Here is a 25,651-nt window from a genome sequence, read left to right as displayed (position 1 = left end):
CGGCCCGGCGGGCCGGGTGAGCGCCCGCCGAATACGGGGCCACCTTTCGGTGAACCAATTTAAAAGCGCCATAAAACCGCTCCCGGCGTGATCGGGGAAATTGCGGGGGCGGCTTCGACGATATTGGCGACGTTCAGGAATTCAAGCGGTTCCTGAGAGGTTTCCCACATCACATCGTCATCACAAAGCCCCAGTACCGACCGGGAACACAGCTCACTCGCTGTAACGTCGATTGGGTGCGTACCGAACGAAACCTCACCCGGCGTCTGGACCGGGTGTTCACCAGGCTGGACCGTGAGCCGGAACGACCGGCCCACATCGATGTGCCGAGGATGTCCCGGCACCGGGTCGTGCTGTTCTCCTCGACCCTGGCCTTCTACCTGGCGATCGTGTGGGCCGTGATCACCACGTCCTGGCTGGTCCGGCTGGACTGGCGGGTCATGTTCTTCCGGCCGTACCAGCAGTGGCCCGAGATCCACGCCTTCCTCGACTACTACGTCGTGCTCGGCCAGCGCGGCCCCACCGCGGTGATGGTCGCGGCCTGGCTCGGCTGGCGCTCCTGGCGGCAGCACACGATCCGTCCGCTGCTGACCCTGGCCGCCTCGCTGCTGCTGCTGAACATCACGGTCGGCGCCGCCAAGCTCGGCATGGGCCGGCTCGGCCCGCACTACGCCACCGTGATCGGCGCGAACGAGATGGGCCTGGGCGGAGACATATTTCCCAGCGGTCACACCGCCAACGCGGTCGTGACCTGGGGCATCCTGGCCTATCTGGCCTCCACGCCGAGGGCGCGCCGCTGGCTGTCCGCGCTCTCCGCCGTCACCTCGCTCGGCGTCGGCCTCACCACCGTCTACCTCGGTACGCACTGGCTGAGCGACGTGCTGCTGGGCTGGGCCGCCGGGCTGCTGATCCTGCTGGCCCTGCCCTGGTTCGAGCCGCTGATCTCCAGGGTCGAGAACGCGCTGTTCGCGCTGCGGGACCGGTTGCGCGCCCGGTGGCGGCGCCGTGTACCGGTGCCGGCCGCGCCGCTCGCCCCGGTGGCGCTCCAGCCCCTGGCCAAGACCGCCGAGGCGGCGGTGCCGGCGCGGGAGCCGGTCGGGTCCGCGCGCGGGGCGCGGCCCCCGGCCCATCTGGCGCCGGGCCCGCACACGGCCCGCTCGGAGCGCTCTCCGGTCACCCCGGCAGGCAGCCGCCGTCCGTCGCACGCGGACCGGCTCCCACGCGGCGCCTCCCAGGCCGCGCGCCCCTGACGGCCGGGTCAGCCCTTCCAGACACGGGCGACCCGGCCGTCCTTCACTTCGAAGTTCAGGCGGCCCGTGCGGTACTCCATGGTGATGATCGCGCCGGGCGGCAGCGCCCGCACCGTCTGCCAGCCCCGGCCCCGGGCACGCCGGTCGGCGTCCTCCGCGGCCAGGCCGACGTAGCTGTCCAGGGTGTCCTGCGGCTCCGGTGGCGGAGCGGGAATCTGTGCCATGCGGCCACGCTAGGCGGCCCGCGACGACTACGGAAGGCACTCGCTCCGACGGCCTCGGGGTGCCGCCCGGTCACACTTCTGTCACAGCTTCCCGGCACCCGTTACCCGCGTACTCCGTCACACGTATGGGGGTTTCCGTTCACCTTCACGGGGTAATCGAACAGAATTTTCCTGTGGGGCCGGTCACGGGGTCCAATTACCGGTCGTAATGCGTCGGATCACGCACCGGAACCGGCCAATAACAGGACCGGAACGTTTTTCCCGAGGAATACGGCGCGCGGGCCGGGGAGCTGACGCCGCATAAGAAATTCACGGACTCCCCGGCGCGTCCCTGCACCGCCCTGTCGCACGAACAGACATGCGAACGGCCGCCGCCCTCGGGAGGGCGGCGGCCGTGGCCGTCGAGGCGGGACCGGGCGTCAGAGCGCGAGACGCTGCCCCGGCACGATCAGGTCGGGGTCGGCCCCGATGACCGACCGGTTGGCGTCGTAGACCCGCTGCCAGCTCACCCCGTGCCGGGCGGCGATGGTGCTCAGCGTGTCGCCCTCACGGACGGTGTAGCCGCCCCGGTGGGCTCCCCGGTCGGCGTGGGTCGCCGCCGGGCGCTCCGGCGCCTTCGCCGGAGCGGACCGGGCCGGGCTGGACTTCTTCGTCACGCTGCCCTTGTCGGTCCCGGTACCCGTGGCCGAAGCGGCGGCCGGCGCGGACCCTGAGGCTCCGGCTCGGCCGGAGCAGACCGGCCAGGCTCCCCAGCCCTGGGCCTGCTGGACCTTGGACGCCACGGCGATCTGCGCGCTTCTCGACGCCTGGTCGGCGGTGGCGGCATAGGCGCCGCCACCGTAGGCACGCCACGTGCCGGCGGAGAACTGGAGTCCGCCGTAGTAGCCGTTGCCGGTGTTGATGTGCCAGTTGCCGCCGCTCTCGCACTGGGCGATGCGGTCCCAGACTCCGTTGTCCGCCGCCTGAGCCTCTCCGGAGGCGGCCAGCAGCCCCAGCGGGGCGAGCAGTGCCGCCCCGGCGAGGGCGGCCGTCGTACGGCCCTTACGGGCGGTCGAACGGGTGGTATCGGCACACTCGGACATGCAGTTCCCTCTCCACGAACCCGGGCTCCCCCTGGGCGGGGCACGTCTCGCCGCGCAGAACCGCGGTTCCTCGTGCCCGCCCCGTCCACCGGTTCCGGTGCCGCGGCCGTCTCCGGCCCGGCGCCGGGCGGCGGACCTACCCGAGCGGTGCTAGTTGCACACGGCGAAGGAATCTAAGGAGGACAGGTGCCACATTTCAACAACACCCCGTCGCGGCAGGCCAGTTGGCGGTTACCGCAGGTATCGGCGATTTCCGGCCAACCACTTCATACGGTTATTTCTGGACTTGTCGACCATGGGCGGCGCCCGCCTGTGACCTAGATCACCCGTTCAAGTTCCTTGACTGTGTACGGAGTTGACGGGGAGTGGCCGATTCCGTACCGAAAGTGACACTGCGCGTTGGTCGGTTCGATTCCGTTCCCCCTGGGGCGTGACCCCCACCACAGCACGCCCGTTGTCTTCTGCGTGAGCCCGCAACCCCAAGGCTCAGCGACCGGGAGCCACCCGGCCGACCGCGCGCATCCCGAGGGAGCCACCGTGCCGCGCATGCTCGACGTCAGTGAGGCCGTACGCGCCGAGATCGGCGACGAAGAAGCCGACCGGCTGCTCGCCGGAGAGACCGCTCCGGGCAGTTATGACTGCACGTCCTGCCGCACTCCGGGGGACTCCGGGCAGGAACGCACCAGCACCGTCCTGTTCGTCGGTGACGAGACCGCCGTCCTCGCCTTCGCCCACGCGGGCTGTCTGCCCTCGCAGGTCGTGCAGGTCACCGAGGAGCAGTTGCAGGGCGCCGTCCGTTCCATCGGCGGCGAGGCGGCCCCCGAGGAGCACCCCCGGCAGACGGTGCCCGAGCCGGCCGTGCTCGGGGTGACCAGCGGACTGGTGCTGATCGAGGGCGAGTTGCACCCGGCGCTCGTGGTCGAGCCGACCGCGCCCATCGCGCGCCCCGGCGCGACCGGGGGCGGTGACGACTTCCTGCCGCTCCTCATCGAGCAGGGCTTCATGCCCATGACCGCGCTGGCCGCCGTCCCGCCGGTGCTGCACGGCTGGTCGGTGCTGCTCGCCGTGGGCCAGCTGCACGCGGTGCTCCAGCCGGGGCCGAACGGCGGCCGGCCGGTGGCCTGGTGGCAGGCGCACCAGCCGCTCCAGGTCACGGACAGCTGGCGGGCCGCCGCCAACAAGCACCAGCAGGTGCTGATGTTCGCGGCCCCGGTCGGCTCCATCGGCCGTCAGCCCCGCGAGGACCTGCTGCGCGACGCGCTGGACAAGGCCGCCGCCAACGGCCGCCTGGTCGCGGCCGCGCTGCCGCTCGCCGGCACCTGAGACCACCTCCCCCGGGCACCAGCCGTGCCGGTCCCCGCACCCCCGGGGCCGGCACGGCCGGTCGTGCTGTCCGGCGTGCCTCCGAAGGCCCCTCGCGGGGCCGCATCTCTTTGGGGGCACCGTCGTTTGGACATACGTGCACCCATACGACACTCCTCCCCGCCGGCCCGCCCTGTCCCCCGTTCCCGTCGCCCGGTCCGGGCAGGAGAACTCCGGCGGGCCCTCGTCCACGCCGATCTACGACACGCTGTACGCGGAGTGGGTCAAGACCTTCCGTACGCTTCCGGGGGACCGCAGCGGCGAGGAGAATCTGGGCTTCACCGCCTTCGGGAACCTCCCGCAGGGCACGGGCGCGTACGGCGGGCACCGGCCGGGGTCGTTCAGCAGCTCCTACAGCGCCTACAGCGCGGGGGCGTACAGCGCGCGGCAGCAGTCCCAGTGGCAGCGGATCGGCACGATCGGGCGGGCCCGGCCGGACGGCGACGGCCCCGGCCCGGCGGCGCTCCCCCCGGCCCCGCGCCAGGGCAGCTGAGCCGGAAGCGAAGGGCGGCCCGTCTCCACCGAGACCGGGCCGCCCTTTCGTGTGTCCGCCGCAGCGGTTACTTCTTCTTCGCGCCGCGCTTCTCGCGCACCCGCACCGAGATGTGGATCGGGGTGCCCTCGAAGCCGAACTCCTCGCGCAGACGGCGCTCGATGAAGCGCCGGTAGCCCGCCTCGATGAAGCCGGAGGCGAAGAGGACGAAACGCGGGGGCTTGGTGCCCGCCTGGGTGCCGAACAGGATGCGCGGCTGCTTGCCGCCCCGCACCGGGTGCGGGTGGGCGGCGACCAGCTCGCCGAGGAAGGCGTTCAGCCGGCCGGTGGGGACGCGCGACTCCCAGCCGTCGAGCGCGGTCTCGATCGCCGGGACCAGCTTCTCCATGTGGCGGCCGGTGCGGGCGGAGACGTTGACGCGCGGGGCCCAGGCGATCTGGCCCAGCTCGGTCTCGATCTCCCGCTCCAGGTAGTAGCGGCGCTCCTCGTCGAGGGTGTCCCACTTGTTGAAGGCGATGACCAGGGCGCGGCCCGCGTCCACGGCCATGCTGATGATCCGCTGGTCCTGCACGGAGATGCTCTCGGTGGCGTCGATCAGGATGACCGCGACCTCCGCCTTCTCCACGGCCGCGGCCGTGCGCAGGGAGGCGTAGTAGTCGGCGCCCTGCTGGAGGTGGACGCGCTTGCGGATACCGGCGGTGTCGACGAACTTCCAGGTCTTGCCGCCCAGCTCGATCATCTCGTCGACCGGGTCGCGGGTGGTGCCCGCCATCTCGTTGACGACGACGCGCTCCTCGCCCGCCACCTTGTTCAGCAGCGAGGACTTGCCGACGTTCGGGCGGCCGATCAGCGCGATCCGGCGCGGGCCGCCGACGGCGGTGCCGAAGGTCTGCGCGGGCGCCTCGGGCAGCGCCTCCAGGACGGCGTCCAGCATGTCGCCGGTGCCGCGGCCGTGCAGCGCGGAGACCGGGTGCGGCTCGCCGAGGCCCAGGGACCACAGGTAGGCCGCGTCGGACTCGCCGCTGAGGCCGTCGACCTTGTTGGCGGCCAGCACGACCGGCTTGCCCGCCTTGCGCAGCAGCCGGACCACGGCCTCGTCGGTGTCGGTGGCGCCGACCTTGGCGTCCACCACGAAGACGACCGCGTCGGCCGCCTCGATGGCGTACTCGGCCTGGGCGGCCACGGAGGCGTCGATGCCGAGGACGTCCTGCTCCCAGCCGCCGGTGTCGACCACCTTGAAACGGCGGCCGGCCCATTCCGCCTCATAGGTGACGCGGTCGCGGGTGACGCCCGGCTTGTCCTCGACGACCGCCTCGCGGCGGCCGATGATCCGGTTCACCAGGGTCGACTTGCCGACGTTCGGGCGGCCGACGACGGCGAGCACGGGCAGCGGGCCGTGGCCCGCCTCCCCGATGGCGCCCTCGACGTCCTCGATGTCGAAGCCCTCTTCCGCGGCGAGCTGCATGAACTCCGCGTACTCGGCGTCGCCGAGAGCCCCGTGCTCGTGCTCGTGCGCGGCCGAGCCGTCGGGCTGGTTCTGGTCGTTCATGAAGTCCGTACCTCGTCGTCGTTCGTGGTGATCGGTGGAGTGACCCGTTCCGGGCCGGTTCCACTACTCAAGTGTCGCCCAGCGCCCGGTCAGGCGCCTGGCGTTTTCCAGGTGTGCGGTGAGCCGCTTCTGGATGCGCTCGGTCGCCTCGTCCAGCGCCTTGCGCGTACGCCGCCCCGAGCCGTCGCCCGCCTCGAACGGGTCTCCGAAGACCACGTCGACGCGCGAGCGCAGCGGGGGCAGCGCCTTGACCAGGCGGCCCGGCCGGTCGGCGCTGCCGAGCACGGCCACGGGCACGATCGGCGCCCCGCCGCGCACCGCGAAGTAGGCGAGCCCGGCGCGCAGCGAGGCGAAGTCGCCCTCGCCCCTGGTGCCCTCCGGGAAGATGCCCAGCACCCCGCCCTGCTCCAGCACACCGAGCGCCCGGCCGATGGCGGTGCGGTCGGCTGTGGTGCGGTCGACCTTCAGCTGGCCGATGCCGGTCAGGAAGGGGTCGAGCGGCCCGATGAACGCCTCCTGCTTGATCAGGAAGTGCGTCGGCCGGGGCGCCACGCCCATGACCATGGGGCCGTCGATGTTGTGGGAGTGGTTCACGGCGAGGATCACCGGGCCGGACGCGGGCACCTTCCAGGAGCCCAGCACGCGCGGCCGCCACAGGCCGTACATCAGGCCGACGCCGATACGCCGTCCGATCTCGGCGCCCCGCTCGGAGGGCGGTTCGGGCCCAGTCACTTCCCGGCCCGCTTCTCCTCGACCAGGGTGACGACGCACTCGATGACCTGGGCGAGGGTCAGCTCGGTGGTGTCCACCTCGACCGCGTCGCCGGCCTTGGCGAGCGGGGAGGTCTTGCGGCTGGAGTCGGCCGCGTCCCGCTGGATCAGGGCGGCGCGGGTGGCGGCGACGTCGGAGCCCTTCACCTCGCCGCTGCGGCGGGCCGCGCGGGCCTCCGGGGAGGCGGTGAGGAAGATCTTCAGGTCGGCGTCGGGCAGCACGGTCGTACCGATGTCCCGGCCCTCGACCACGATGCCCAGCTCGGCGCCGGCGGCGATGGAACGCTGCAGCTCGGTGATCCGGGTGCGCACCTCGGGCACCGCGCTGACCGCGCTGACCTTGGAGGTGACGTCCTGGGTGCGGATCGGCCCGGCCACGTCGTAGCCGTCGACGGTGATGGTGGGGGCCAGCGGGTCGGTGCCGGAGACGATCTCCGGCTTGCCCGCGACGGCGGCGATCGCGGTGGGGTCCGTGAGGTCGATGCCGTTGGTCACCATCCACCAGGTGATGGCCCGGTACTGGGCGCCGGTGTCCAGGTAGCTGAGGCCGAGCTGCGCGGCCACGGCCTTCGACGTGCTCGACTTGCCCGTGCCGGAGGGGCCGTCGATCGCTACGATCACGGGCTTGGCGGTCGGGGCGGCGCCGTTTTCCACGGGAGGGCACCTTCCTGGTGAAGGGTGTCGGTCGGGGTGGCGGGGCGCGAGGGCGCCCCGCACAAGGTTACTGGGTGTGGGTCACTCGTACGGACGCACGTGGGCCGTGAGGCCGCCGGGGACCCGTGCTACTGCCTCAGCGCCCAGCCGCGCTCGCGCAGCGCCTCGGTGAGGACGGGTGCGGCACCCGGCTCGACCATGAGCTGGACGAGACCGGCCTGCTGTCCGGTGGCGTGCTCGATGCGGACGTCCTCGATGTTGACCCCGGCGCGTCCGGCGTCGGCGAAGATGCGGGCGAGCTGGCCGGGCTGGTCGTCGATGAGCACGGCGACGGTCTCGTAGGCGCGCGGGGCGGAGCCGTGCTTGCCGGGGACCCGGACCTGGCCGGCGTTGCCCCGGCGCAGCACGTCCTCGATGCCGGCGCCGCCGGTGCGCCGCTTGTCCTCGTCGGCGGACTGCAGGGCGCGCAGGGCGCGCACGGTCTCGTCCAGGTCGGCGGAGACGTCGGTGAGGAGGTCGGCTACGGGTCCGGGGTTGGCGGAGAGGATGTCGATCCACATCCGGGGGTCGGAGGCGGCGATCCGGGTGACGTCCCGGATGCCCTGCCCGCACAGCCGTACGGCGGACTCCTCGGCGTTCTCCAGCCGGGCGGCGACCATGCTGGAGACCAGGTGCGGCATGTGGGAGACGAGCGCCACGGCGCGGTCGTGGGCGTCGGCGTCCATGACGACCGGGACGGCGCGGCAGTGCGAGACCAGTTCGAGGGCGAGGTTCAGCACCTCGGTGTCGGTGTCGCGGGTGGGGGTGAGCACCCAGGGGCGGCCCTCGAAGAGGTCGGCGGTGGCGGCCAGCGGGCCGGACTTCTCGCGGCCGGACATGGGGTGGGTGCCGAGGTAGCGGGCGAGGACGGCCTCGTCCAGGCCGAGGGCCTCCAGTTCGCGGCGCGGGCCGCCCTTGACGCTGGCCACGTCGAGGTAGCCGTGCGCGAGGTCGCGGCGCATGGCGTCGGCGAGGACGGTGGCGACGTGGGCGGGTGGGGCGGCGACGAGCGCGAGGTCGACCCGGGCCTGGGGCGGCTCGTCGGTGCCGGCGCCGAGGGCGGCGGCGGTGCGGGCCTGCGCGGGGTCGTGGTCGACCAGGTGGACGGTGACGCCCCGCTGGGTGAGGGCGAGCGCGGCCGAGGTCCCGATGAGCCCGGTGCCGATGACGATTGCGGTTCTCACTGGGCGATGTCCTTGCGCAGGGCGGCGGCGGCGCCGGCACGGGGCCGGCTTCTGGTGCGTCCAGCCTAGTCAGCCGGGGCGGGCCGGACGCACGCCGACCGGGCGGTGAGACGGGCGCCCGTTCGGCCGAGGCGGGGTCCGACCCGCTGCCGCCTCCTTCGTCCGGACGGCGTTCGGTGCCAAGATGCCCGAAAGTCTGGCTCTTTCCACCCTTTTCCGCCTCTTGGACATACGGAGTGACGACATGACCCAGCCCGCGACGCGGCGCACGCTTCTCGCCACGGGGGCCGCCACGCTGGCCGTCTGCTGTGTGGGATGCGGCGACGACGGCGACAGCTCCTCGGCCGCCGCCAGCGCCTCCCCCAGCGGCGAGAGCGCCTCCTCGGACTCCGGCGGCGGGCGGGCGCTGGGAAGCGTCAGCGAGATCCCGGAGGGCGGCGGCAAGATCTTCACGGCCGAGAAGGTCGTGGTGACGCAGCCCAAGAAGGGCGAGTACAAGGCGTTCTCCGCGGTCTGCACCCACCAGGGCTGCACCCTGAACAAGGTCGCGGACGGCACCGTCGACTGCCCCTGCCACGGCAGCAGGTTCCGTATCTCCGACGGCTCGGTCGCGCACGGACCGGCCACCGAGCCGCTGCCCGCCAAGGAGATCATGGTGCACGGAAATACGGTCCACCTGAGCTGACCGCCCGCGTACGCTCCCCCGCATGCGCCCCGCCGACCTGGTCCGAGACCACACCGTCTACGCCTGTGTCATGGGCTCGCGCGCCTTCGGTCTGGCCACCGACACCAGTGACACCGACCGGCGGGGCGTGTTCCTGGCCCCGACCCCGCTGTTCTGGCGGTTCGAGAAGCCGCCCACGCATGTCGAGGGGCCGGGCGAGGAGCGGTTCTCCTGGGAGCTGGAGCGCTTCTGCGAGCTGGCACTGCGGGCCAACCCGAACATCCTGGAGTGCCTGCACTCCCCGCTGGTGGAGCACCTGGACGACACCGGCCGCGAACTGCTGTCCCTGCGCGAGGCGTTCCTGTCCCGCCAGGTCCACGCCACCTTCAGCGGCTACGCGCTGGGCCAGCGCCGCAGGCTGGACGCCGACGTCCGCACCACCGGCGCTCCGCGCTGGAAGCACGCGATGCATCTGCTCCGCCTGCTGACCAGTGCCCGCGACCTGCTGCGCACCGGTGAGCTGCGGCTCGACGTGGGCGAGGAGCGCGAGGCGCTGCTGGAGGTGAAGCGGGGGGATGTGCCCTGGCCGGAGATCGAGGCGCGGATGGCCCGGCTGGCGGAGGAGACGGACGCGGCCCTGCTCCGCACCCCACTCCCCCAGGAACCCGACGCGGCCCGCGTGGCGGACTTCCTGTACCGCACACGCCTCGCCTCGGCCCGGCACGCCTAGGCGTCCCAGAGGGCACCCAGCTCCAGCAGTTCGTCCCGGTGCTCGATCCGGTCCACCCAGGCCGCCGGCCAGGCGTCCGCGCCCAGCCAGGCGCCTGCGAAGGCGCCGGTCAGACAAGCGATGGAGTCGGAGTCGCCGGAGGTGCAGGCGGCCCGGCGCAGGGCCAGGACGGGGTCGCCGGGGAAGAGCAGGAAGCAGAGCAGTCCGGTGGCCAGGGCCTCTTCCGCGATCCAGCCCTCGCCGGTGGCCAGACACGGGTCGGTCTCCGGGGAGACGGTGCGCAGCGCCTCCTGGAGGCGGCCCAGGATCGCCAGGCACTCGTCCCAGCCGCGCGCGATGAACTCCTCGGGGCTCGCGTCCCCGGCGCGCTTCCACAGGTCGCCGAGCCAGCTGTGGTGGTAGCGGGTGCGGTTGTCGAGGGCGTAGGAGCGCAGTCGGCCGACGAGTCCGGCGGGGTCGGTGCCCTGGGCCAGCAGCCACACCGCGTGGGCGGTGAGGTCGGAGGCGGCGAGCGCGGTGGGGTGGCCGTGGGTGAGGCCGGACTGCAACTGGGCGGCGCTCGCCCGCTGTTCGCCGGTCAGGCCGGGAACAAGGCCGAGCGGGGCGACGCGCATGTTGGCGCCGCACCCCTTGGAGTGGATCTGGCTGGCCTCCTGCCAGGCCCGCCCCTCCTCCTTCAGCAGCGCGCAGGCGGTGAGGCAGGTGCGGCCGGGGGCGCGGTTGTTCTCCGGGGACTGGTACCAGTCGACGAACTCCTCGCGCAGCGGCCGCTCCAGCCGCTTCGGTGCGAGATACCCCCGGCCCATGGCCGTCCGGAGCCCGCGCCCGAGCGCGAGGGTCATCTGCGTGTCGTCGCTGACGAAGGCGCGGCCCGGCAGCTCCATCTCGCGCCACGGTCCGCACTTGGCGAGGATGGACGGCACGTCGTTGAACTCGGTCGGAAAACCCAGCGCGTCGCCGAGGGCGAGACCGAGCAGGGAACCGGCGGCGGCGCGCCTGCCCGCGGGCGTGGTGGTCATGGGGTACGTCCTTCCGGGCTCGCACGACCCGGCCCCCGTTGGTCCGGCTCCATGGCCACCCGACTAATCGTCAAGTTGACCATAAAGCCGGACCGTTGCCTGCGGCAAGACCTCGTCTAGAGGTCGACTTCCTTCATCAGCATGCCGACCTCGGTGTTGGACAGGCGGCGCAGCCAGCCCGACTTCTGGTCGCCGAGGGTGATCGGGCCGAAGGAGACGCGCACCAGCTTGTCGACGGGGAAGCCCGCCTCGGCCAGCATGCGGCGCACGATGTGCTTGCGGCCCTCGTGCAGGGTCACCTCGACCAGGTAGTTCTTGCCGGTCTGCTCGACCACCCGGAAGTGGTCCGCGCGGGCGTACCCGTCCTCGAGCTCGATGCCGTCCTTCAGGCGCTTGCCGAGGTCGCGCGGGATCGGGCCCACGATGTGCGCGAGGTAGGTCTTCTTCACGCCGTACCTCGGGTGCGTGAGGCGGTGCGCCAGCTCGCCGTGGTTGGTGAGCAGGATGACGCCCTCGGTCTCCGTGTCGAGCCGGCCCACGTGGAAGAGCCGGGTCTCACGGTTGGTGACGTAGTCCCCGAGGCACTGGCGTCCGTCCGGGTCCTCCATCGTGGAGACCACACCGGCGGGCTTGTTCAGCGAGAAGAACTGGTACGACTGGGTGGCGACGGTCAGCCCGTCGACCTTGACCTCGTCGTTCTCCGGGTCCACCCGGCGGCCCTGCTCCAGCACGATCTCGCCGTTGATCTCGACGCGGGACTGCTCGATCAGCTCCTCGCAGGCGCGCCGCGAGCCGTAGCCCGCGCGGGCGAGGACCTTCTGCAGCCGCTCGCCCTCCTGCTCGGCGCCGGGGAAGGTCTTGGGCGGCTTCACGTCCTTCTTGCCCTCGTACCGCTCCCGGTTGCGCTCCTCCGCCCGCGTCTCGTACTCACGCGAGCGGCCGGGCGCCGTACGGCCGCGCCCCGCCTGCTGGGACTGCTTGGGGCCGCCCTTGGCGCCGCCGCGAGCCGCGCCGCCACGGCCGGCCTTCGGGCCGTCGTTCGTGGCGCCGGGACCCACGTCGTAGCGGCGCTCCTCCGGACGGGGCTTGCTGGGGCGGCCCTGCCCCTTGCGCTCGTCCCGGTCGTTACCCGCGCCGCGGGGGTTACCGCGTCCGCTGTTCCTGCCGCTGCCGCTGCTTCGCATCAAGGTTTCCGTCGTAGTCGTCTGCGTCCTGACCGCCGGGCGCGTCGGGCGCGTCCGGGTCGAACGACGGGACTCCCTCCTGGGTCTCGGCCTCGATCGCCTCCGCCTCGGGGAGGAAGGGCGCGAGTTCCGGAAGCTCGTCCAAGCCACGCAGGCCCATCCGCTCCAGGAAATAGTTCGTCGTCACGTACAGGATCGCACCTGTTTCGGGTTCCGTGCCCGCCTCGGCGACCAGACCGCGCTGGAGCAGGGTCCGCATCACGCCGTCGCAGTTGACCCCGCGCACGGCGGAGACACGGCTGCGGCCGACCGGCTGGCGGTAGGCGACGACCGCGAGGGTCTCCAGGGCCGCCTGGGTGAGCCGGGCCGTCTGGCCCTCCAGCGCGAGGCGTTCGACGGCGGGCGCGTACGCGGCGCGGGTGTAGAAACGCCAGCCGCCCGCGACGAAGCGCAGCTCGAAGCCCCGGCCCTGCGCGGTGTAGTCGTCGGCCAGCTCGCGCAGCGCCTGGGCCACCCGGCGTCTGGGCCGCTGAAGGACGCGGGCGAGGTGTTCCTCGGTCGCGGGCTCGTCCACGACCATCAGGACGGCCTCCAGGGCGGGCTTGAGGTCGAGGGCGGCGACGCGGTCGTCCGTGGCCTGGTGGTTCACGTCTTCTGCTCCCCAGAGGTCTTGTGGGCCTTGGCGGCCTTCTGCGCCGTCTCCGCGGGCCGGTCGAACTCGTCGGTGACCATCGGGGCGGCTTCCGTCTCCCCGCCGGTCCAGCGGACCAGCAGGGTGCCGAGCGCGGTCTCCTGCTCCAGGGCCACGGCCTTCTCGCGGTACAGCTCCAGCAGGGCGAGGAAGCGGGCCACGACCGTGAGGGTGTCGTCGGTGTCGGCCACCAGCGCGCGGAAGTCGGCCTCACCGGCCTCGCGCAGCCGGGCGACGACGATCCCGGCCTGCTCCCGCACACTCACCAGCGGGGCGTGGATGTGGTCGACGTACACCTGCGGCCTGGCCTTCGGCTGCATCGCCTTGACCGCGAGCCGCGCGAACCCCTCGGGCCCGATGCTGATGACGACCTCGGGCAGCAGCTCGGCGTGCTCCGGCTCCAGACCGACGGTACGGGGGTGGCGGCGGCCCTCGTCGTCCAGCCGCTCGTTGAAGATGTCGGCGATCCGCTTGTAGGCCCGGTACTGGAGCAGCCGGGCGAAGAGCAGGTCCCGCGCCTCCAGCAGGGCGAGGTCGGCCTCGTCCTCGACCTGGGCGGCGGGCAGCAGCCGGGCGGCCTTGAGGTCGAGCAGGGTGGCGGCGACGACGAGGAACTCGGTGGTCCGGTCCAGGTCCCAGTCGGGTCCCATGGCCCGGATGTGCGCCATGAACTCGTCGGTCACCTTGGACAGGGCGATCTCGGTGACGTCCAGCTTGTGCTTGGTGATGAGCTGGAGCAGCAGGTCGAAGGGGCCCTCGAAGTTGTCGAGCCGGACCTTGAACACCCCGTCGGGGGCGACCGGCTCCGGCGGGGTGGCAGGAGCCGGGGCCGGGGCCGGAGATGTGGTGTCCGGGCCCCGGCCCAGCGGGCGTCTGGGGCCAGGGGTGGCGGTGTGGTGCGCGTTCATGGGGGTCGCAGGGTATCGGCCGGCCGGCGGGAAGAGCGGCTAGCGCCCCCGCAGCCGCCGGACCAGGATGCTGGCCTCGCCGCGGGACTCCAGGTCGGCGAGGACCACGGCGACCGCCTCGCGGACGATCCGGCCGCGGTCGACGGCGAGGCCGTGCTCGCCGCGCAGGACCAGACGGGCGTGCTCGAGGTCCATCAGTTCCTCGGCCGAGACATACACGGTGATCTTCTCGTCGTGCCGCTCGCGTCCGCTGGGCCGCCGCGCGGCCGCCCGGCCGCGCTTGCGGGACTGTTCGGCGCCGGAGTCGTCCGTATCGGTCTGCCGCCGGGCGGGCCGGATACGGGACTCACCGGACTCGGCGGAACCCGGGCCGGCCGCCGCGGTGTGCTCGGCGCCCTCGCCGTCGCCGCCCTGGACGGGCACCGACTGCGGCGCGTCCTGCGCCGTCGCGGCCGGGTCGCTCTCCCCCGCCGGTGCGGGCACCCGCGCCTCACCGCCGGGTCCGCGCCGGGGCGAGGACGGCTGGAGCGCCATCCCTCCTGTCGTACGGAACAGTTCGTCGGCTCCGGGCAGACTCACTCGGCGTGACACCGGGCGAGCACCTCCCTGGCGAGCTGGCGGTAGGCGGCGGCGCCGACGGAGTTGGAGGCGTACGTGGTGATCGGCTCACCGGCGACCGTGGTCTCCGGGAAGCGGACCGTGCGCCCGATGACCGTGTGGTAGACGTGATCGTCGAACGCCTCGACCACCCGGGCCAGCACCTCACGGCTGTGCACCGTGCGCGAGTCGTACATCGTGGCCAGGATGCCGTCGAGCTCCAGCTCCGGGTTGAGCCGCTCCTGGACCTTCTCGATGGTCTCGGTCAGCAGGGCCACACCGCGCAGCGCGAAGAACTCGCACTCCAGCGGCACGATCACCTTGTGCGCGGCGGTCAGCGCGTTGACGGTGAGCAGGCCCAGCGAGGGCTGACAGTCGATCACGATGTAGTCGTAGTCGTCCATCAGCGGCTTCAGGGCGCGCTGGAGCGTGGACTCTCGCGCGACCTCGGAGACCAGCTGGACCTCGGCGGCGGACAGGTCGATGTTGCTGGGCAGCAGGTCCATGTTGGGGACCGCCGTCTTCAGCAGCACCTCGTCGGCCGACATGCCCCGCTCCATGAGCAGGTTGTAGACGGTGAGGTCCAGCTCCATCGGGTTGACGCCGAGACCCACCGACAGCGCGCCCTGCGGGTCGAAGTCCACGAGCAGCACGCGCCGTCCGTACTCCGCGAGCGCGGCACCCAGGTTGATGGTCGACGTGGTCTTGCCGACGCCGCCCTTCTGGTTGCACATCGCGATGATCTTCGCGGGGCCGTGGTCGGTCAGCGGGCCCGGGATCGGGAAGTACGGCAGCGGGCGCCCGGTCGGGCCGACGCGCTCACGGCGCTGGCGGGCCGCGTCGGGCGCGAGCGTGGCCGCGTACTCCGGATCGGGCTCGTACTCGGCGTCGGGGTCGTAGAAGTGCCCCTCGGGCAGTTCGTCGTAGTCGGCGAAGTGGTTGCGGGGCGCGCCACTTCCGTCGCCGGCCATGGCGTTCACGTGTTGGCCATCCATGCTCTGGTGTGCTCTCCGGGCCGTCTGCGGAACCGGACTCTGGTGGGCTGCGAAGGTGCGCACCGCGACGGAGCCGACGGCCGCGAGCCCTTCGGGACCCTGGCCCTCTCCGCGCAATCCTGGTCGACCACCTCCGGGAGAAAATGTCGACTCATTCACAAGTCGTCTTACCTCCTTGGTGACCAGGAAACTTCTAGACAAGGTCAGCGTGGCACCATGCCGACGGTTGGCGACTCTATGGCGTGTCGGCGGTCCGCAGCAACACAATCCGCCGGACCCGGCTCGATGTGTCGACAATGAAACATCCCGCTGTCAAGGGCGTACAGCCGTCGCACAGCAGGTATCACCGGTGTGCGAATCGGTCCAAGCGTTACGTTCGAGGCGAGTTGACCTAGCGTCGCAAAGTGACCATACACACATCCGGCCGGACCTTGTCGGGCAAGGTCCGGCCGGGTTCGCGGTGTTGACGATCCGTGTTGACGAATCGCCTTTTCCGCGCTGGCGACTTGGGTGTCCGCCGCGCGGGGCGGGTCAGCCGATCAGGGTCTCGATCGCCACGTGCTCCAGGCCGTGCGCCTCGGCGACCTCCTTGTAGACCACCGTGCCGTCATGGGTGTTGAGACCACGGGCGAGCGCGGCATCGCGGCGCAGCGCCTCGACCCAGCCGTTGTTGGCGAGCGAGACGATGTACGGCAGCGTCGCGTTGGTGAGCGCGTTGGTGGAGGTGTTGGGCACCGCGCCGGGCATGTTGGCGACGCAGTAGAAGACCGAGTTGTGCACCCGGAAGGTCGGCTCGGCGTGCGTGGTGGGACGGGAGTCCTCGAAGCAGCCGCCCTGGTCGATGGCGATGTCGACAAGGACACTTCCGGGCTTCATCCGCGACACCAGCTCGTTGGTGACGAGCTTGGGGGCCTTGGCGCCCGGGATGAGGACGGCGCCGATGACGAGGTCCGCGTCCAGGACGGCCTTCTCCAGCTCGAAGGCGTTGGACATGATCGCCTTGACCTTGCTGCCGAAGATCCGGTCGGCCTCGCGCAGCTTGTTGATGTCGCGGTCCAGCAGCGTCACCTCGAAGCCCATGCCGACGGCGATCTGGGTGGCGTTCCAGCCGGAGACACCGCCGCCGATGACGACGGCCTTGGCCGGGGTCACGCCCGGCACGCCGCCCGGCAGCACGCCGCGGCCGCCGGCCGGGCGCATCAGGTGGTAGGCACCGACCTGCGGGGCGAGCCGGCCCGCGACCTCGGACATCGGGGCGAGCAGCGGCAGGGCGCGGTTCGCCAGCTCGACGGTCTCGTAGGCGATCGCCGTGGTGCCGGACTCCAGCAGGGCGTCGGTGCACTCGCGGGAGGCGGCCAGGTGCAGGTAGGTGAAGAGGATCTGGTCCTTGCGCAGGCGGTGGTACTCCTCCGCGACCGGCTCCTTGACCTTCAGCAGCAGGTCGGCGTCGGCCCACACCTGGTCGGCGGAGTCGAGCATGCCGGCGCCTGCGGCGATGTACTCCTCGTCCGTGATCGAGGAGCCGAGACCGGCGCCCCGCTCGATGACGACCTGGTGGCCGTTACGCACCAGCTCGTGCACGCCGGCGGGGGTGATGGCCACCCGGAACTCGTTGTTCTTGACCTCGCGGGGGATGCCGACCTTCACGTCGATCACGGTCCTTGACTCAGGGGGGTATGGGGGGTGCGCTGAAAGACATACCCAGGCATGCCGGGGCACACCGGGAGACACCGCAGGAGAACGTGCGGCAGAGCCAGTTTAATGAAGGTGTTCCGCGTGTCTAGCCTTCCATTGCATCAATCTTCATCGGATGCACTGCGGATTTCGCAGGCGTCGGCGTCCACCCTCGCTGACTCACCTTCAACGGCGGGCCCGTTGGCCGCCTCTTCCTCCAGCATGCGCTCCGCCGCCGCGCGGTGCAGGCGGGCGGCGGTGGGGTCGCCGAGCCGGTCCAGGGTGTCGGCCAGCCTCAGCTGGAGCGCGGCCTGGAGCCGGGTGTCGTCCGCGCGCCGCGCCCACTCCACCGCCTCCTGGCAGGTACGCAGGCATTCCTCGGGGCGCCCGGCGTACTCCTGGACGCGGGCCAGCTCGCTCAGGGCGCGCGCGTGGGCGGCGACATCGCCCTCCTTGCGGTACCCGGCGAGGGCGGCCCGCCAGTTGCGCAGGCCCTCCCCGTACCGGCCCGCGTAGGTGTGGGCGGTGGCGATACGGCCGTAGAGCCGGGCGGCCTCGGCGCGCTCGCCGCGGGCCAGGCGCTGGGACAGGGCGCGGCCGAACCAGTCGGCGGCCCGGTCGTGGTCGCCCAGCTCCTGGTGCGCGCCGCCCACGGATTCCATCGCACGGCCGGTGGCATACGGGTCGTTCGCCTCGCGTCCGGCGTCCAGTGCGGCCCGGTAGCGGACCAGCGCGTCCCGGGTGCGGCCGGTCTGGGCGTCCACGTCGCCCAGGTTCAGCAGGGCGGCGGCCTTCTCGCGGGCCAGTCCGCGCCGCTCGGCGACATCGAGGACCAGGCCGTGGATGCCGTACAGGTCGGGGGCCGCGGCCTGGGTGCCGAAGTGCGCGACCATGGCCCGGACCAGCTGGGACATCAGCCGGCGGGCGAGGGTGTCCAGCTCTCCGTCGGCCACCGCGAGCCGGGCGGCGGCCAGCAGCGCCGGGCGCCGGGCCGTGAGCCATTCGGCGGCCGCGCGGGGGCTGGGGAAGCGCAGGCCCGGGGGCAGCGTCTGGAGCTTCTCGCGGGCCTGGGGGCTGTCGGTCTCGGTGATGGCACGGCAGGACTGGAGCAGCCGTACGTCGCGCTCCAGCAGCCGGGCGCGGGCCAGCTGGAGTTCGGCGGGGCGGTCCTTGGCCTCGGCGAGGGCGCGCAGCAGGGGGTGCAGACAGCCGGGGATGTCGTACTCGGGCAGCGGTGAGACGGCCGGGCGGAGCAGGCCGAGGGCGGCCAGTTCCCGCAGCACGGTGTGCGCGGCCTTGAGCGAGCAGCCGGCGAGGGCGGAGGCGGTGTGCGCGTCGACGGGTCCCGCCGGTGCCTGGGAGAGCAGGCGCAGGGTGCGGGCGGTGGAGGCGGGCAGTCCGTCGTGGACGAGGGTGAGGACGCGGGCGAGGGCGGGGCCGTCGTCGGGGTCGGTGTGCAGCCGCTTGGCGAGGTCGGAGACGGCAGTCTGGGGCCGGGCGGCGAGCCAGCCGCCGGCCAGGGTGAGGGCGGCGGGCTGCCCCTGGCAGATCTCGGCGAGGTTCTCGGCGGAGCGAGGGTCGACGGTGACGCGGACCGAGCCGGTGTACCGGGTGAGCAGTTCCACCGCCGACTTGGTGTCCATGCCGCCCAGGGTGCAGGGGCGGACGTCCGAGATGCCGGTGAGGGGGCCGCGGGAGACGGCGACCACCAGACAGTCGGGGGCGTCCGGGAGGAGGGCGTCGACCTGTTCGGCCCCGGCGGCGTCGTCCAGCAGGAGCAGGGCGCGGCGGGGGGCGAGGGCGGTGCGCAGGGCCTCGGTCAGCTCGTCCTCGGCGGCGCCCGCGGGGGCGCGGGTGCCGAGCGCGGTGAGCAGTTCGCGGGCGGTGCGCTCGACGGGTACGGGGGTGCCGTCGGGGTCGCTGAGGCGGGCCCGGAGCACGCCGTCGGGGTAACGCTGCGCGACCTGGCGGACGAACTCCTCGGCGAGCGCGGTCCGGCCGGAGCCGGGGCGCCCGGCGATGAGGAGAACGCGGGCCCTGGGCGCCTTGCGCCCGGCGAGGGTGTCCAGGCCGGTGCGCTCGATGTCGACCCTGAGCTCCTTCAACTCCCGTGTGCGCCCGAGGAAATGGCCCTCCGGGGCCGGCGGCTCCGACAGCCGCGCCTCTTCCTGGTCCACCGCCTGATCCGTCACGGGCCACGCTCCCGTCCCACCGCACGCGCAAAGCCCGCCGGTTCTTCCGGTACGGGCGTTTCCAGAGCCTAGTTCACGCTCTGCGACGTTCCCGGTGGAGCGCGGCGGACACGTCCCCCGATCGGATCAGGCGATGGTCACACCAATGTGGTGTTGTCTGTGATGTTGGCGTGGATCTTGGCCGGATTCAGGAGGCGAAGGGACGCGCCGGCCAGGGCGCGTCGGCCGGGCGCAGGGCGTCCAGACCGTCTCCGGCGCGGGCGGCGACCAGCGAGAGGACGCCCACGACCAGGCAGTTGTTGTGCACGTCCCCGGCGAGCACCAGCCGCACCAGCTCGTCCACGGGCACGCGCGCGTACTCCATGTCGGTCTCCTCGTGCTCCGTGACGAAGCGCTCGCCCTCGGCCTCGGAGAGGTCGCGGGCGAGGAAGATCCGTACGGCCTCGTCGCAGCCGCCGGGGGTGGTGTAGACGTCGGTCAGCACCCGCCAGTCCTCGGCCTTGACGTGCGCCTCCTCGTACAGCTCGCGCTGGGCGGCGTGCAGCGGGTTCTCGCCCGGCACGTCGAGCAGGCCGGCCGGGATCTCCCAGAGCTTGTGGCGCACGGGGTGGCGGTACTGGTTGATGAGCAGGACCCGGTCCTGCGCGTCCAGTGCGAGGACCGCGACCGAGCCGGGGTGGACCTGGTAGTCGCGGCGGACCACCGAGCCGTCGGGCATGACCACGTCGTCCGTGCGGACGGCGGTCTTGTTGCCCGTGAACGGGGTCGCGCTCGCGCGGACCTCCCACTCCTCGGGGGTGTCCTTGATCGTCATGCCCTGTCCCTCCACGTGCCACGTGCGCAAAAGAAAACCGGGGTGCGCACCTTTGAAGGTTCGCACCCCGGCCACCGTAACAACTGGTGTGTTACTTGGAGTTCTTCGGCTTGCCCGCCGTCTTGCGCTCGACGGCGGCCTTCACCAGGCCCGCGAACAGCGGGTGCGGCCGGGTCGGCCGCGAGCGCAGCTCGGGGTGCGCCTGGGTGGCGACGAGGTAGGGGTGGACCTCGCGCGGGTACTCGACGTACTCGACGAGCTTGCCGTCGGGCGAGGTGCCCGAGAAGACGATGCCCGCCTTCTTCTCCAGCTCGGCGCGGTAGGAGTTGTTGACCTCGTAGCGGTGGCGGTGCCGCTCCTCGACGTACTCCTTGCCGTCGTAGACCTCGCGGACGATGGAGCCCTCGGCCAGCTTCGCCGGGTACATGCCCAGTCGCATGGTGCCGCCCATGTCGCCCTCACCGGCGACGATGTCCATCTGCTCGGCCATGGTGGAGATGACCGGGTGGGCGGTGGCCGGGTCGAACTCGGTGGAGTTGGCGTCCGGGATGTCCGCCAGGTTCCGCGCGGCCTCGACCACGATGCACTGCAGGCCCAGGCAGAGGCCGAGCAGCGGGATCTTGTTCTCGCGGGCGTAGCGGATGGCGCCGACCTTGCCGAGCACACCGCGGTCGCCGAAGCCACCGGGAATGCAGATGCCGTCCACGTCGCCGAGGGCGGCGGCGGCACCGGCCGGGGTCTTGCAGTCGTCGGAGGTGACCCACTTGATCTTCACGCGGGCCCGGTTGGCGAAGCCGCCGGCGCGCAGCGCCTCGGTCACCGACAGGTAGGCGTCGGGCAGGTCGATGTACTTGCCGACCAGGGCGAGGGTGATCTCGTGGTCCGGCTTGTGCACGCGGCCCAGCAGGTCGTCCCAGGTGGTCCAGTCCACGTCCCGGAAGGGCAGGTCGAGCTTGCGGACGACGTAGGCGTCCAGGCCCTCGGCGTGGATGACCTTCGGGATGTCGTAGATGGAGCGGGCGTCGGGGCAGGCCACGACGGCGTCCTCGTCCACGTCGCACATCAGCGAGATCTTGCGCTTGATGGCGGTGGGGACCTCGCGGTCGCAGCGCAGCACGATCGCGTCGGGCTGGATACCGATGTTGCGCAGCGCGGCGACGGAGTGCTGGGTCGGCTTGGTCTTCAGCTCGCCGGAGGGGCCGATGTACGGCAGCAGCGAGATGTGGACGACGAAGACGTTGTCCCGGCCGACCTCGTGGCGGACCTGGCGGACGGTCTCCAGGAACGGCAGCGACTCGATGTCGCCGACGGTGCCGCCGACCTCGGTGATGACGACGTCCACCTCGTCGGTGGCCATGCGCCGGATGCGGTGCTTGATCTCGTTCGTGATGTGCGGGATGACCTGCACGGTGTCGCCCAGGTACTCGCCGCGCCGCTCCTTGGCGATGACCGTGGAGTAGACCTGGCCGGTGGTGACGTTGGCCGAGCCGTCGAGGTCGCGGTCGAGGAAGCGCTCGTAGTGGCCGATGTCCAGGTCGGTCTCGGCGCCGTCGTTGGTGACGAACACCTCACCGTGCTGGAAGGGGTTCATCGTGCCGGGGTCGACGTTCAGATACGGGTCGAGCTTCTGCATCACTACGCGCAGGCCGCGAGCCTTGAGCAGCATGCCCAGGCTGGAGGCGGTGAGGCCCTTGCCGAGCGAGGAGGCAACACCCCCGGTGACGAAGATGTGCTTGGTCGTCGTAGATTTCGGCGGCATGGCCAAGAGGGGGCTCCCGTGGTCGCTGTCTGTGATGCGGTGCGGTCGCCGGCCCGGAGAATCAGGTGTTCCTCGCGGTGGCGTCGTCGCTGCGGTTCGGGGGTTTTGGGGCCCACCGGTCCACGGGCTACCAGGGTATCAGCGCCCGGAGGAGTCGGCGTCCGGCCACGCTCCGTACACGGCCGGCCGGGCTCGCGTGAGCAGGTACGGCGCGGGCGGGCGGTGGTCACGGAGTCCTCACCCCGCGCTCACTCGTTCGGCTCACACGGGTTGCCCGGAGCGGCGCGCAGATCATCTACGTGCGTCGTATCCTGCTCGGACACTCGCTGCCGAGCCAGGCCGGGATGACGGCACACCCCCGCCCTTAGTTCCCGGACCATCGTGAGCACGGCAGTTCGTCGAGCAAGGACCGCCGTTTTGCCACAGGGCTGCGCGGGCTGCTTTGCTTCACCGCTTCAACGACGTATGACAACCACCCTTGACCGCACTGGCGATCACCCCCTCGCGCGGGGGTGACGTGGCCGTTCGACTGGAGTTGCACGTGGCCGGGCGCATCGAAGACTACGCACTCATCGGAGACATGCAGACCGCTGCCCTGGTCTGCCGGGACGGCACGGTGGACTGGCTGTGCCTGCCCCGCTTCGACTCGCACGCCGTCTTCGCCGGCCTGCTGGGCACCGAGGAGCACGGCTTCTGGCGGCTCGGCCCGGCGTTCGCGGCGGACTCACTGCCGCCGACGGCGGCCCGGCGGAGCTACCGGGGCGACTCGCTGATCCTGGAGTCGGAGTGGGACACCCCGCGCGGCACCGTGCGGGTGACGGATTTCATGCCTCCGCGTGACGGAGCACCGCAGCTCATCCGGATCGTGGAGGGCATCAGCGGAGAAGTGCCGATGCGCTCGGAGCTGCGGATGCGGTTCTCCTACGGCCGGGTCGTGCCGTGGGTGCACAAGCACGACAACCGCACGGTCGCCGTCGCGGGTCCCGACTCGGTGTGGTTCGACACCGATGCCGAGACCTACGGCAAGGACCTGACGACGTACTCCGACTTCACCGTCTCCCCCGGTGACCGGGTGGCGTTCACCATCTCCTGGCAGCCCTCGCACAAGGAGCCGCCGCCGCTGCCCGAGCCGGAGCAGGCGCTTCAGGCGACGGAGGAGTTCTGGCGCGAGTGGGTCGAGCAGTGTACGTACCACGGCCCCTACCGCGAGGCCGTGATCCGTTCGCTGATCACGCTGAAGGCGCTCACCTACGCCCCCACGGGCGGCATCGTGGCCGCGCCCACCACCTCCCTGCCGGAGGACATCGGGGGCGTGCGCAACTGGGACTACCGCTACACCTGGCTGCGGGACGCGGCGATCACCCTGTCCTCGCTGCTGCGCACCGGCTACCGCGACGAGGCCCGCGCCTGGCGCGAGTGGCTGCTGCGCGCGGTGGCGGGCGACCCGGAGAACCTCCAGATCATGTACGGCATCGCCGGTGAGCGTGAGCTGGGCGAGGCCGAGCTGGACTGGCTGCCGGGCTACGAGAACTCGCGCCCTGTCCGGGTGGGCAACGGCGCCGCCGACCAGCTCCAGCTGGATGTGTACGGCGAGGTCATCGAGGCCCTGCACCTGGGCCACATGACCGGGCTCGCCCGCAACGACTACGCCTCGGTGCTCCAGCTGAAGCTGATCCGCTACCTGGAGGACCACTGGCAGGAGCCGGACGAGGGCATCTGGGAGGTGCGCGGTCCGCGCCGGCAGTTCGTGCACTCCAAGGTGATGGCCTGGGTGGCCGTGGACCGCACGATCAAGCTGATCGAGTCCGGGGACGCGGAAGGACCGCTGGAGCGCTGGAAGGAACTGCGCGACGAGATCCACCGCGAGGTCTGCGAGAAGGGCTACGACCCGGAGCGCAACACCTTCACCCAGTACTACGGCTCCAAGGAGCTGGACGCCTCCCTGCTGCTGATCCCCCAGATGGGCTTCCTGCCGCCGGACGACAAGCGGGTGATCGGCACCATCGAGGCGATCCAGCGCGAGCTGTCCACGTCCGACGGGTTCATCCTGCGCTACCCGACCGACGGCGAGGACGCGGGCGTCGACGGCCTCCCCGGTGACGAGGGCGCCTTCCTGGCGTGCTCGTTCTGGATGGCGGACGACCTGGCGATGATCGGCCGGGTGGACGAGGCCCGCAAGCTGTTCGAGAAGCTCCTCGGCCTGCGCAACGACCTCGGCCTGCTCGCCGAGGAGTGGGACCCCCGCCTGAAGCGCCAGGTCGGCAACTTCCCGCAGGCGTTCAGCCATGTCCCGCTGATCGACACGGCGCTGCGGCTGACGGCTTCGGGGGCGTACGGCGGCTGACGCTCCTAGGCTGGGAAGCGGACCACTCCCGATCGGAAGGGGGCGGCCATGGCTTCCCTCTCGAAGGCCGGTGCGGCGCTTGCCGCGCTGCGCGAGGAGCTCACCGGCGAGGTGTTCGTGCCGGGCGACGCGGGATACGACGAGGCCCGTGCCGTCTTCAACGGGATGATCGACCGCCGGCCGGCCGTGATCGCCCAGTGCGCGGACGCCGCCGACGTGGTGCGGACGGTCAGGTTCGCCCGCGATCTGGATCTGCCTGTCGCTGTGCGCGGCGGCGGGCACAGCGTCGCGGGCAACGCCCTGGGCGACGGCGCGGTGGTGGTGGACCTGCGCCGGATGCACGGCGTGACGGTCGACCCAAAGGCCCGTTCGGTACGGGTCGAGGGCGGGGCCACGATGAGCCACCTGGACCTGGCCTGTGCGCCGTACGGTCTGGCGACCACCGGGGGCCGGGTCTCCACCACCGGGGTCGGCGGGTTCGTCCTCGGCGGCGGAACCGGCTGGCTGGACCGCGCCTACGGGCTCGCCGTGGACAACCTCCAGGCTGTGGAGCTGGTGACGGCCGACGCCGAGCAGGTGCGCGCGGACCCCGAGGAGCATCCCGAGCTGTTCTGGGCGTTGCACGGCGGGGGCGGCAACTTCGGGGTGGCCACCTCGCTCACCCTGAGCCTGCACGAGCTGCCCGAGTTCGCGGTCGCCCTGCTGCTGTACCCGCCGGAACACGGCCCCGAGGTGGTACGCGCGTTCCGCGAGGTCATCGACGCCGGCCCCGACCGGCTGAGCGGGGCCCTGCTGTACATCACCGGCCCGCCCGAGGAGTTCGTGCCCGAGGAGCTGGTGGGCAGGCGCGTGTGCGGGGCACTGGTGACGTACGCGGGCGGTGTGGCGGGCCTGCGGGACCTGATCGGGCCGCTGCTGGCGCTGCCGGCCGCGGGCGAACTGGTCGCCGAACTGCCGTACGCGGACGTGCAGCGCATGATCGACGACCCGCCGGGGCTGCGGAACTACTGGTCGGCCGAGTATCTGACCGGACTGCCGGACGATCTGGTGGACGTCTACTGCTCTCTCGGGGAGCGGATGCCGGTGCCGACCAGCACCCAGCACATCCTGTTCCCGCAGGGCGGTGCGCTGGCGGCCGGGCCGCACGACTACCCGATCCCCTACCGGGACGCCCCCTGGTCGGCGCATCCCTTCGCCATCTGGGAGGACCCGGCGGACGACGAGCGCGTCATCTCCTGGGTACGCGAGGTCCGCTCGGAGGTCGAGCCGTGGAGCACGGGCGACGTGTATCTGAACTTCATCGGCGACGAGGGCGCCGAGCGGGTCGGCGCGGGCCTGGGCGTGGGCAACATGCTCCGGCTGGAGAAGGTGAAGCGGGCCTACGACCCCGACAACGTCTTCCGCTTCAACCACAACATCCGGCCGCTGTAGCGGGGGCTGTGACTGTTCCGTACGAGGTCAGGCGGGTAGCGT

Annotated in this window: 23 protein-coding genes; 7 read left to right on the top strand and 16 right to left on the bottom strand. The window is 71.8% G+C overall.

What is annotated here, in order from left to right; translation table 11 throughout:
• Nucleotides 1-236: 236 nt before the first annotated feature.
• Nucleotides 237-1,250, top strand: a complete 1,014-nt coding sequence (locus ACIGA3_RS18940; RefSeq protein ID WP_399716764.1) for a phosphatase PAP2 family protein — start codon at nucleotides 237-239, stop codon at nucleotides 1,248-1,250.
• A gap of 8 nt (nucleotides 1,251-1,258) precedes the next feature.
• On the opposite strand, the gene ACIGA3_RS18935 is transcribed toward ACIGA3_RS18940, so the two are convergent.
• Nucleotides 1,259-1,474, bottom strand: coding sequence for an I78 family peptidase inhibitor (locus ACIGA3_RS18935; RefSeq protein ID WP_399716762.1), 216 nt, complete (start codon nucleotides 1,472-1,474; stop codon nucleotides 1,259-1,261).
• A 419-nt stretch (nucleotides 1,475-1,893) separates the two neighbouring features.
• On the bottom strand, nucleotides 1,894-2,556 hold the full coding sequence (locus ACIGA3_RS18930) for a transglycosylase family protein (RefSeq protein WP_399716760.1): 663 nt from the start codon (nucleotides 2,554-2,556) through the stop codon (nucleotides 1,894-1,896).
• 537 nt (nucleotides 2,557-3,093) lie between these two features.
• Between ACIGA3_RS18930 and ACIGA3_RS18925 the strand changes: the two genes are divergently transcribed.
• Both ACIGA3_RS18925 and ACIGA3_RS18920 read left to right on the top strand, forming a co-directional pair.
• Nucleotides 3,094-3,879 (top strand): hypothetical protein, encoded by a 786-nt coding sequence (locus ACIGA3_RS18925; protein ID WP_399716757.1) that lies wholly within the window; start codon nucleotides 3,094-3,096, stop codon nucleotides 3,877-3,879.
• A 136-nt stretch (nucleotides 3,880-4,015) separates the two neighbouring features.
• Nucleotides 4,016-4,411 carry a hypothetical protein gene (locus ACIGA3_RS18920; RefSeq protein WP_399716754.1) on the top strand — a complete coding sequence of 132 codons (396 nt, stop codon included), beginning with the start codon at nucleotides 4,016-4,018 and terminating at the stop codon, nucleotides 4,409-4,411.
• Between the two features lie 67 nt (nucleotides 4,412-4,478).
• Here ACIGA3_RS18920 and der read toward each other — a convergent pair whose 3' ends face one another.
• The 4 genes from der to ACIGA3_RS18900 form a co-directional block, all read right to left on the bottom strand.
• Nucleotides 4,479-5,960, bottom strand: coding sequence for a ribosome biogenesis GTPase Der (gene der, locus ACIGA3_RS18915; protein WP_399716752.1), 1,482 nt, complete (start codon nucleotides 5,958-5,960; stop codon nucleotides 4,479-4,481).
• A 63-nt stretch (nucleotides 5,961-6,023) separates the two neighbouring features.
• On the bottom strand, nucleotides 6,024-6,626 hold the full coding sequence (locus ACIGA3_RS18910) for a lysophospholipid acyltransferase family protein (RefSeq protein WP_399717588.1): 603 nt from the start codon (nucleotides 6,624-6,626) through the stop codon (nucleotides 6,024-6,026).
• Nucleotides 6,627-6,688: 62 nt separating this feature from the next.
• Nucleotides 6,689-7,384 (bottom strand): (d)CMP kinase, encoded by a 696-nt coding sequence (gene cmk, locus ACIGA3_RS18905; RefSeq protein WP_399716750.1) that lies wholly within the window; start codon nucleotides 7,382-7,384, stop codon nucleotides 6,689-6,691.
• Between the two features lie 128 nt (nucleotides 7,385-7,512).
• A complete protein-coding gene (locus ACIGA3_RS18900; protein WP_399716748.1) occupies nucleotides 7,513-8,607 on the bottom strand; it encodes a prephenate dehydrogenase in 1,095 nt (364 codons plus the stop codon).
• Between the two features lie 244 nt (nucleotides 8,608-8,851).
• On the opposite strand from ACIGA3_RS18900, the gene ACIGA3_RS18895 reads away from it, so the two are divergent.
• Nucleotides 8,852-9,292, top strand: coding sequence for a Rieske (2Fe-2S) protein (locus tag ACIGA3_RS18895; RefSeq protein ID WP_399716746.1), 441 nt, complete (start codon nucleotides 8,852-8,854; stop codon nucleotides 9,290-9,292).
• A gap of 22 nt (nucleotides 9,293-9,314) precedes the next feature.
• On the top strand, nucleotides 9,315-10,001 hold the full coding sequence (locus tag ACIGA3_RS18890) for a DNA polymerase beta superfamily protein (RefSeq protein ID WP_399716743.1): 687 nt from the start codon (nucleotides 9,315-9,317) through the stop codon (nucleotides 9,999-10,001).
• Here ACIGA3_RS18890 and ACIGA3_RS18885 read toward each other — a convergent pair.
• The 10 genes from ACIGA3_RS18885 to ACIGA3_RS18840 form a co-directional block, all read right to left on the bottom strand.
• Nucleotides 9,998-11,020, bottom strand: a complete 1,023-nt coding sequence (locus ACIGA3_RS18885; RefSeq protein WP_399716742.1) for an ADP-ribosylglycohydrolase family protein — start codon at nucleotides 11,018-11,020, stop codon at nucleotides 9,998-10,000. The genes ACIGA3_RS18890 and ACIGA3_RS18885 overlap by 4 nt on opposite strands.
• A 116-nt stretch (nucleotides 11,021-11,136) precedes the next feature.
• Complete coding sequence (locus ACIGA3_RS18880; RefSeq protein ID WP_399716740.1) at nucleotides 11,137-12,204, bottom strand: pseudouridine synthase; 1,068 nt, start codon at nucleotides 12,202-12,204, stop codon at nucleotides 11,137-11,139.
• Nucleotides 12,164-12,784, bottom strand: a complete 621-nt coding sequence (gene scpB / locus ACIGA3_RS18875; protein WP_399717585.1) for an SMC-Scp complex subunit ScpB — start codon at nucleotides 12,782-12,784, stop codon at nucleotides 12,164-12,166. The genes ACIGA3_RS18880 and scpB overlap by 41 nt, the downstream gene beginning before the upstream one ends.
• Nucleotides 12,785-12,849: 65 nt before the next feature.
• The gene (locus ACIGA3_RS18870; RefSeq protein WP_399716737.1) at nucleotides 12,850-13,803 is read right to left on the bottom strand and encodes a segregation and condensation protein A; all 954 of its coding nucleotides are present in this window, start codon (nucleotides 13,801-13,803) and stop codon (nucleotides 12,850-12,852) included.
• A 39-nt stretch (nucleotides 13,804-13,842) separates the two neighbouring features.
• The gene (locus ACIGA3_RS18865; protein ID WP_399716734.1) at nucleotides 13,843-14,394 is read right to left on the bottom strand and encodes a hypothetical protein; all 552 of its coding nucleotides are present in this window, start codon (nucleotides 14,392-14,394) and stop codon (nucleotides 13,843-13,845) included.
• Entirely contained in the window at nucleotides 14,379-15,371 is a 993-nt protein-coding gene (locus ACIGA3_RS18860) for a ParA family protein (protein ID WP_381072978.1), read from the bottom strand. The genes ACIGA3_RS18865 and ACIGA3_RS18860 overlap by 16 nt, the downstream gene beginning before the upstream one ends.
• 555 nt (nucleotides 15,372-15,926) lie before the next feature.
• Nucleotides 15,927-17,042 carry an alanine dehydrogenase gene (gene ald / locus ACIGA3_RS18855; protein WP_399717583.1) on the bottom strand — a complete coding sequence of 372 codons (1,116 nt, stop codon included), beginning with the start codon at nucleotides 17,040-17,042 and terminating at the stop codon, nucleotides 15,927-15,929.
• Nucleotides 17,043-17,191: 149 nt separating this feature from the next.
• Nucleotides 17,192-19,261, bottom strand: a complete 2,070-nt coding sequence (locus ACIGA3_RS18850) for a tetratricopeptide repeat protein (RefSeq protein WP_399716732.1) — start codon at nucleotides 19,259-19,261, stop codon at nucleotides 17,192-17,194.
• A 187-nt stretch (nucleotides 19,262-19,448) separates the two neighbouring features.
• Nucleotides 19,449-20,075, bottom strand: a complete 627-nt coding sequence (locus ACIGA3_RS18845) for an NUDIX domain-containing protein (protein ID WP_399716729.1) — start codon at nucleotides 20,073-20,075, stop codon at nucleotides 19,449-19,451.
• 91 nt (nucleotides 20,076-20,166) lie between these two features.
• A complete protein-coding gene (locus ACIGA3_RS18840; protein ID WP_399716726.1) occupies nucleotides 20,167-21,834 on the bottom strand; it encodes a CTP synthase in 1,668 nt (555 codons plus the stop codon).
• 541 nt (nucleotides 21,835-22,375) lie between these two features.
• On the opposite strand from ACIGA3_RS18840, the gene ACIGA3_RS18835 reads away from it, so the two are divergent.
• Together ACIGA3_RS18835 and ACIGA3_RS18830 are read left to right on the top strand one after the other, a co-directional pair.
• Complete coding sequence (locus ACIGA3_RS18835) at nucleotides 22,376-24,178, top strand: glycoside hydrolase family 15 protein (protein WP_399717580.1); 1,803 nt, start codon at nucleotides 22,376-22,378, stop codon at nucleotides 24,176-24,178.
• A 48-nt stretch (nucleotides 24,179-24,226) separates the two neighbouring features.
• Nucleotides 24,227-25,609, top strand: a complete 1,383-nt coding sequence (locus ACIGA3_RS18830) for an FAD-binding oxidoreductase (protein ID WP_399716724.1) — start codon at nucleotides 24,227-24,229, stop codon at nucleotides 25,607-25,609.
• The last annotated feature ends 42 nt before the right edge of the window (nucleotides 25,610-25,651 follow it).

Origin of the sequence: Streptomyces sp. NPDC085596, assembly GCF_044541565.1 — a bacterium.
Lineage (GTDB): Bacteria > Actinomycetota > Actinomycetes > Streptomycetales > Streptomycetaceae > Streptomyces.
The sequence above is the reverse complement of the archived record's forward strand: the minus strand, read 5'-3'. Positions and strand labels throughout refer to the sequence as shown.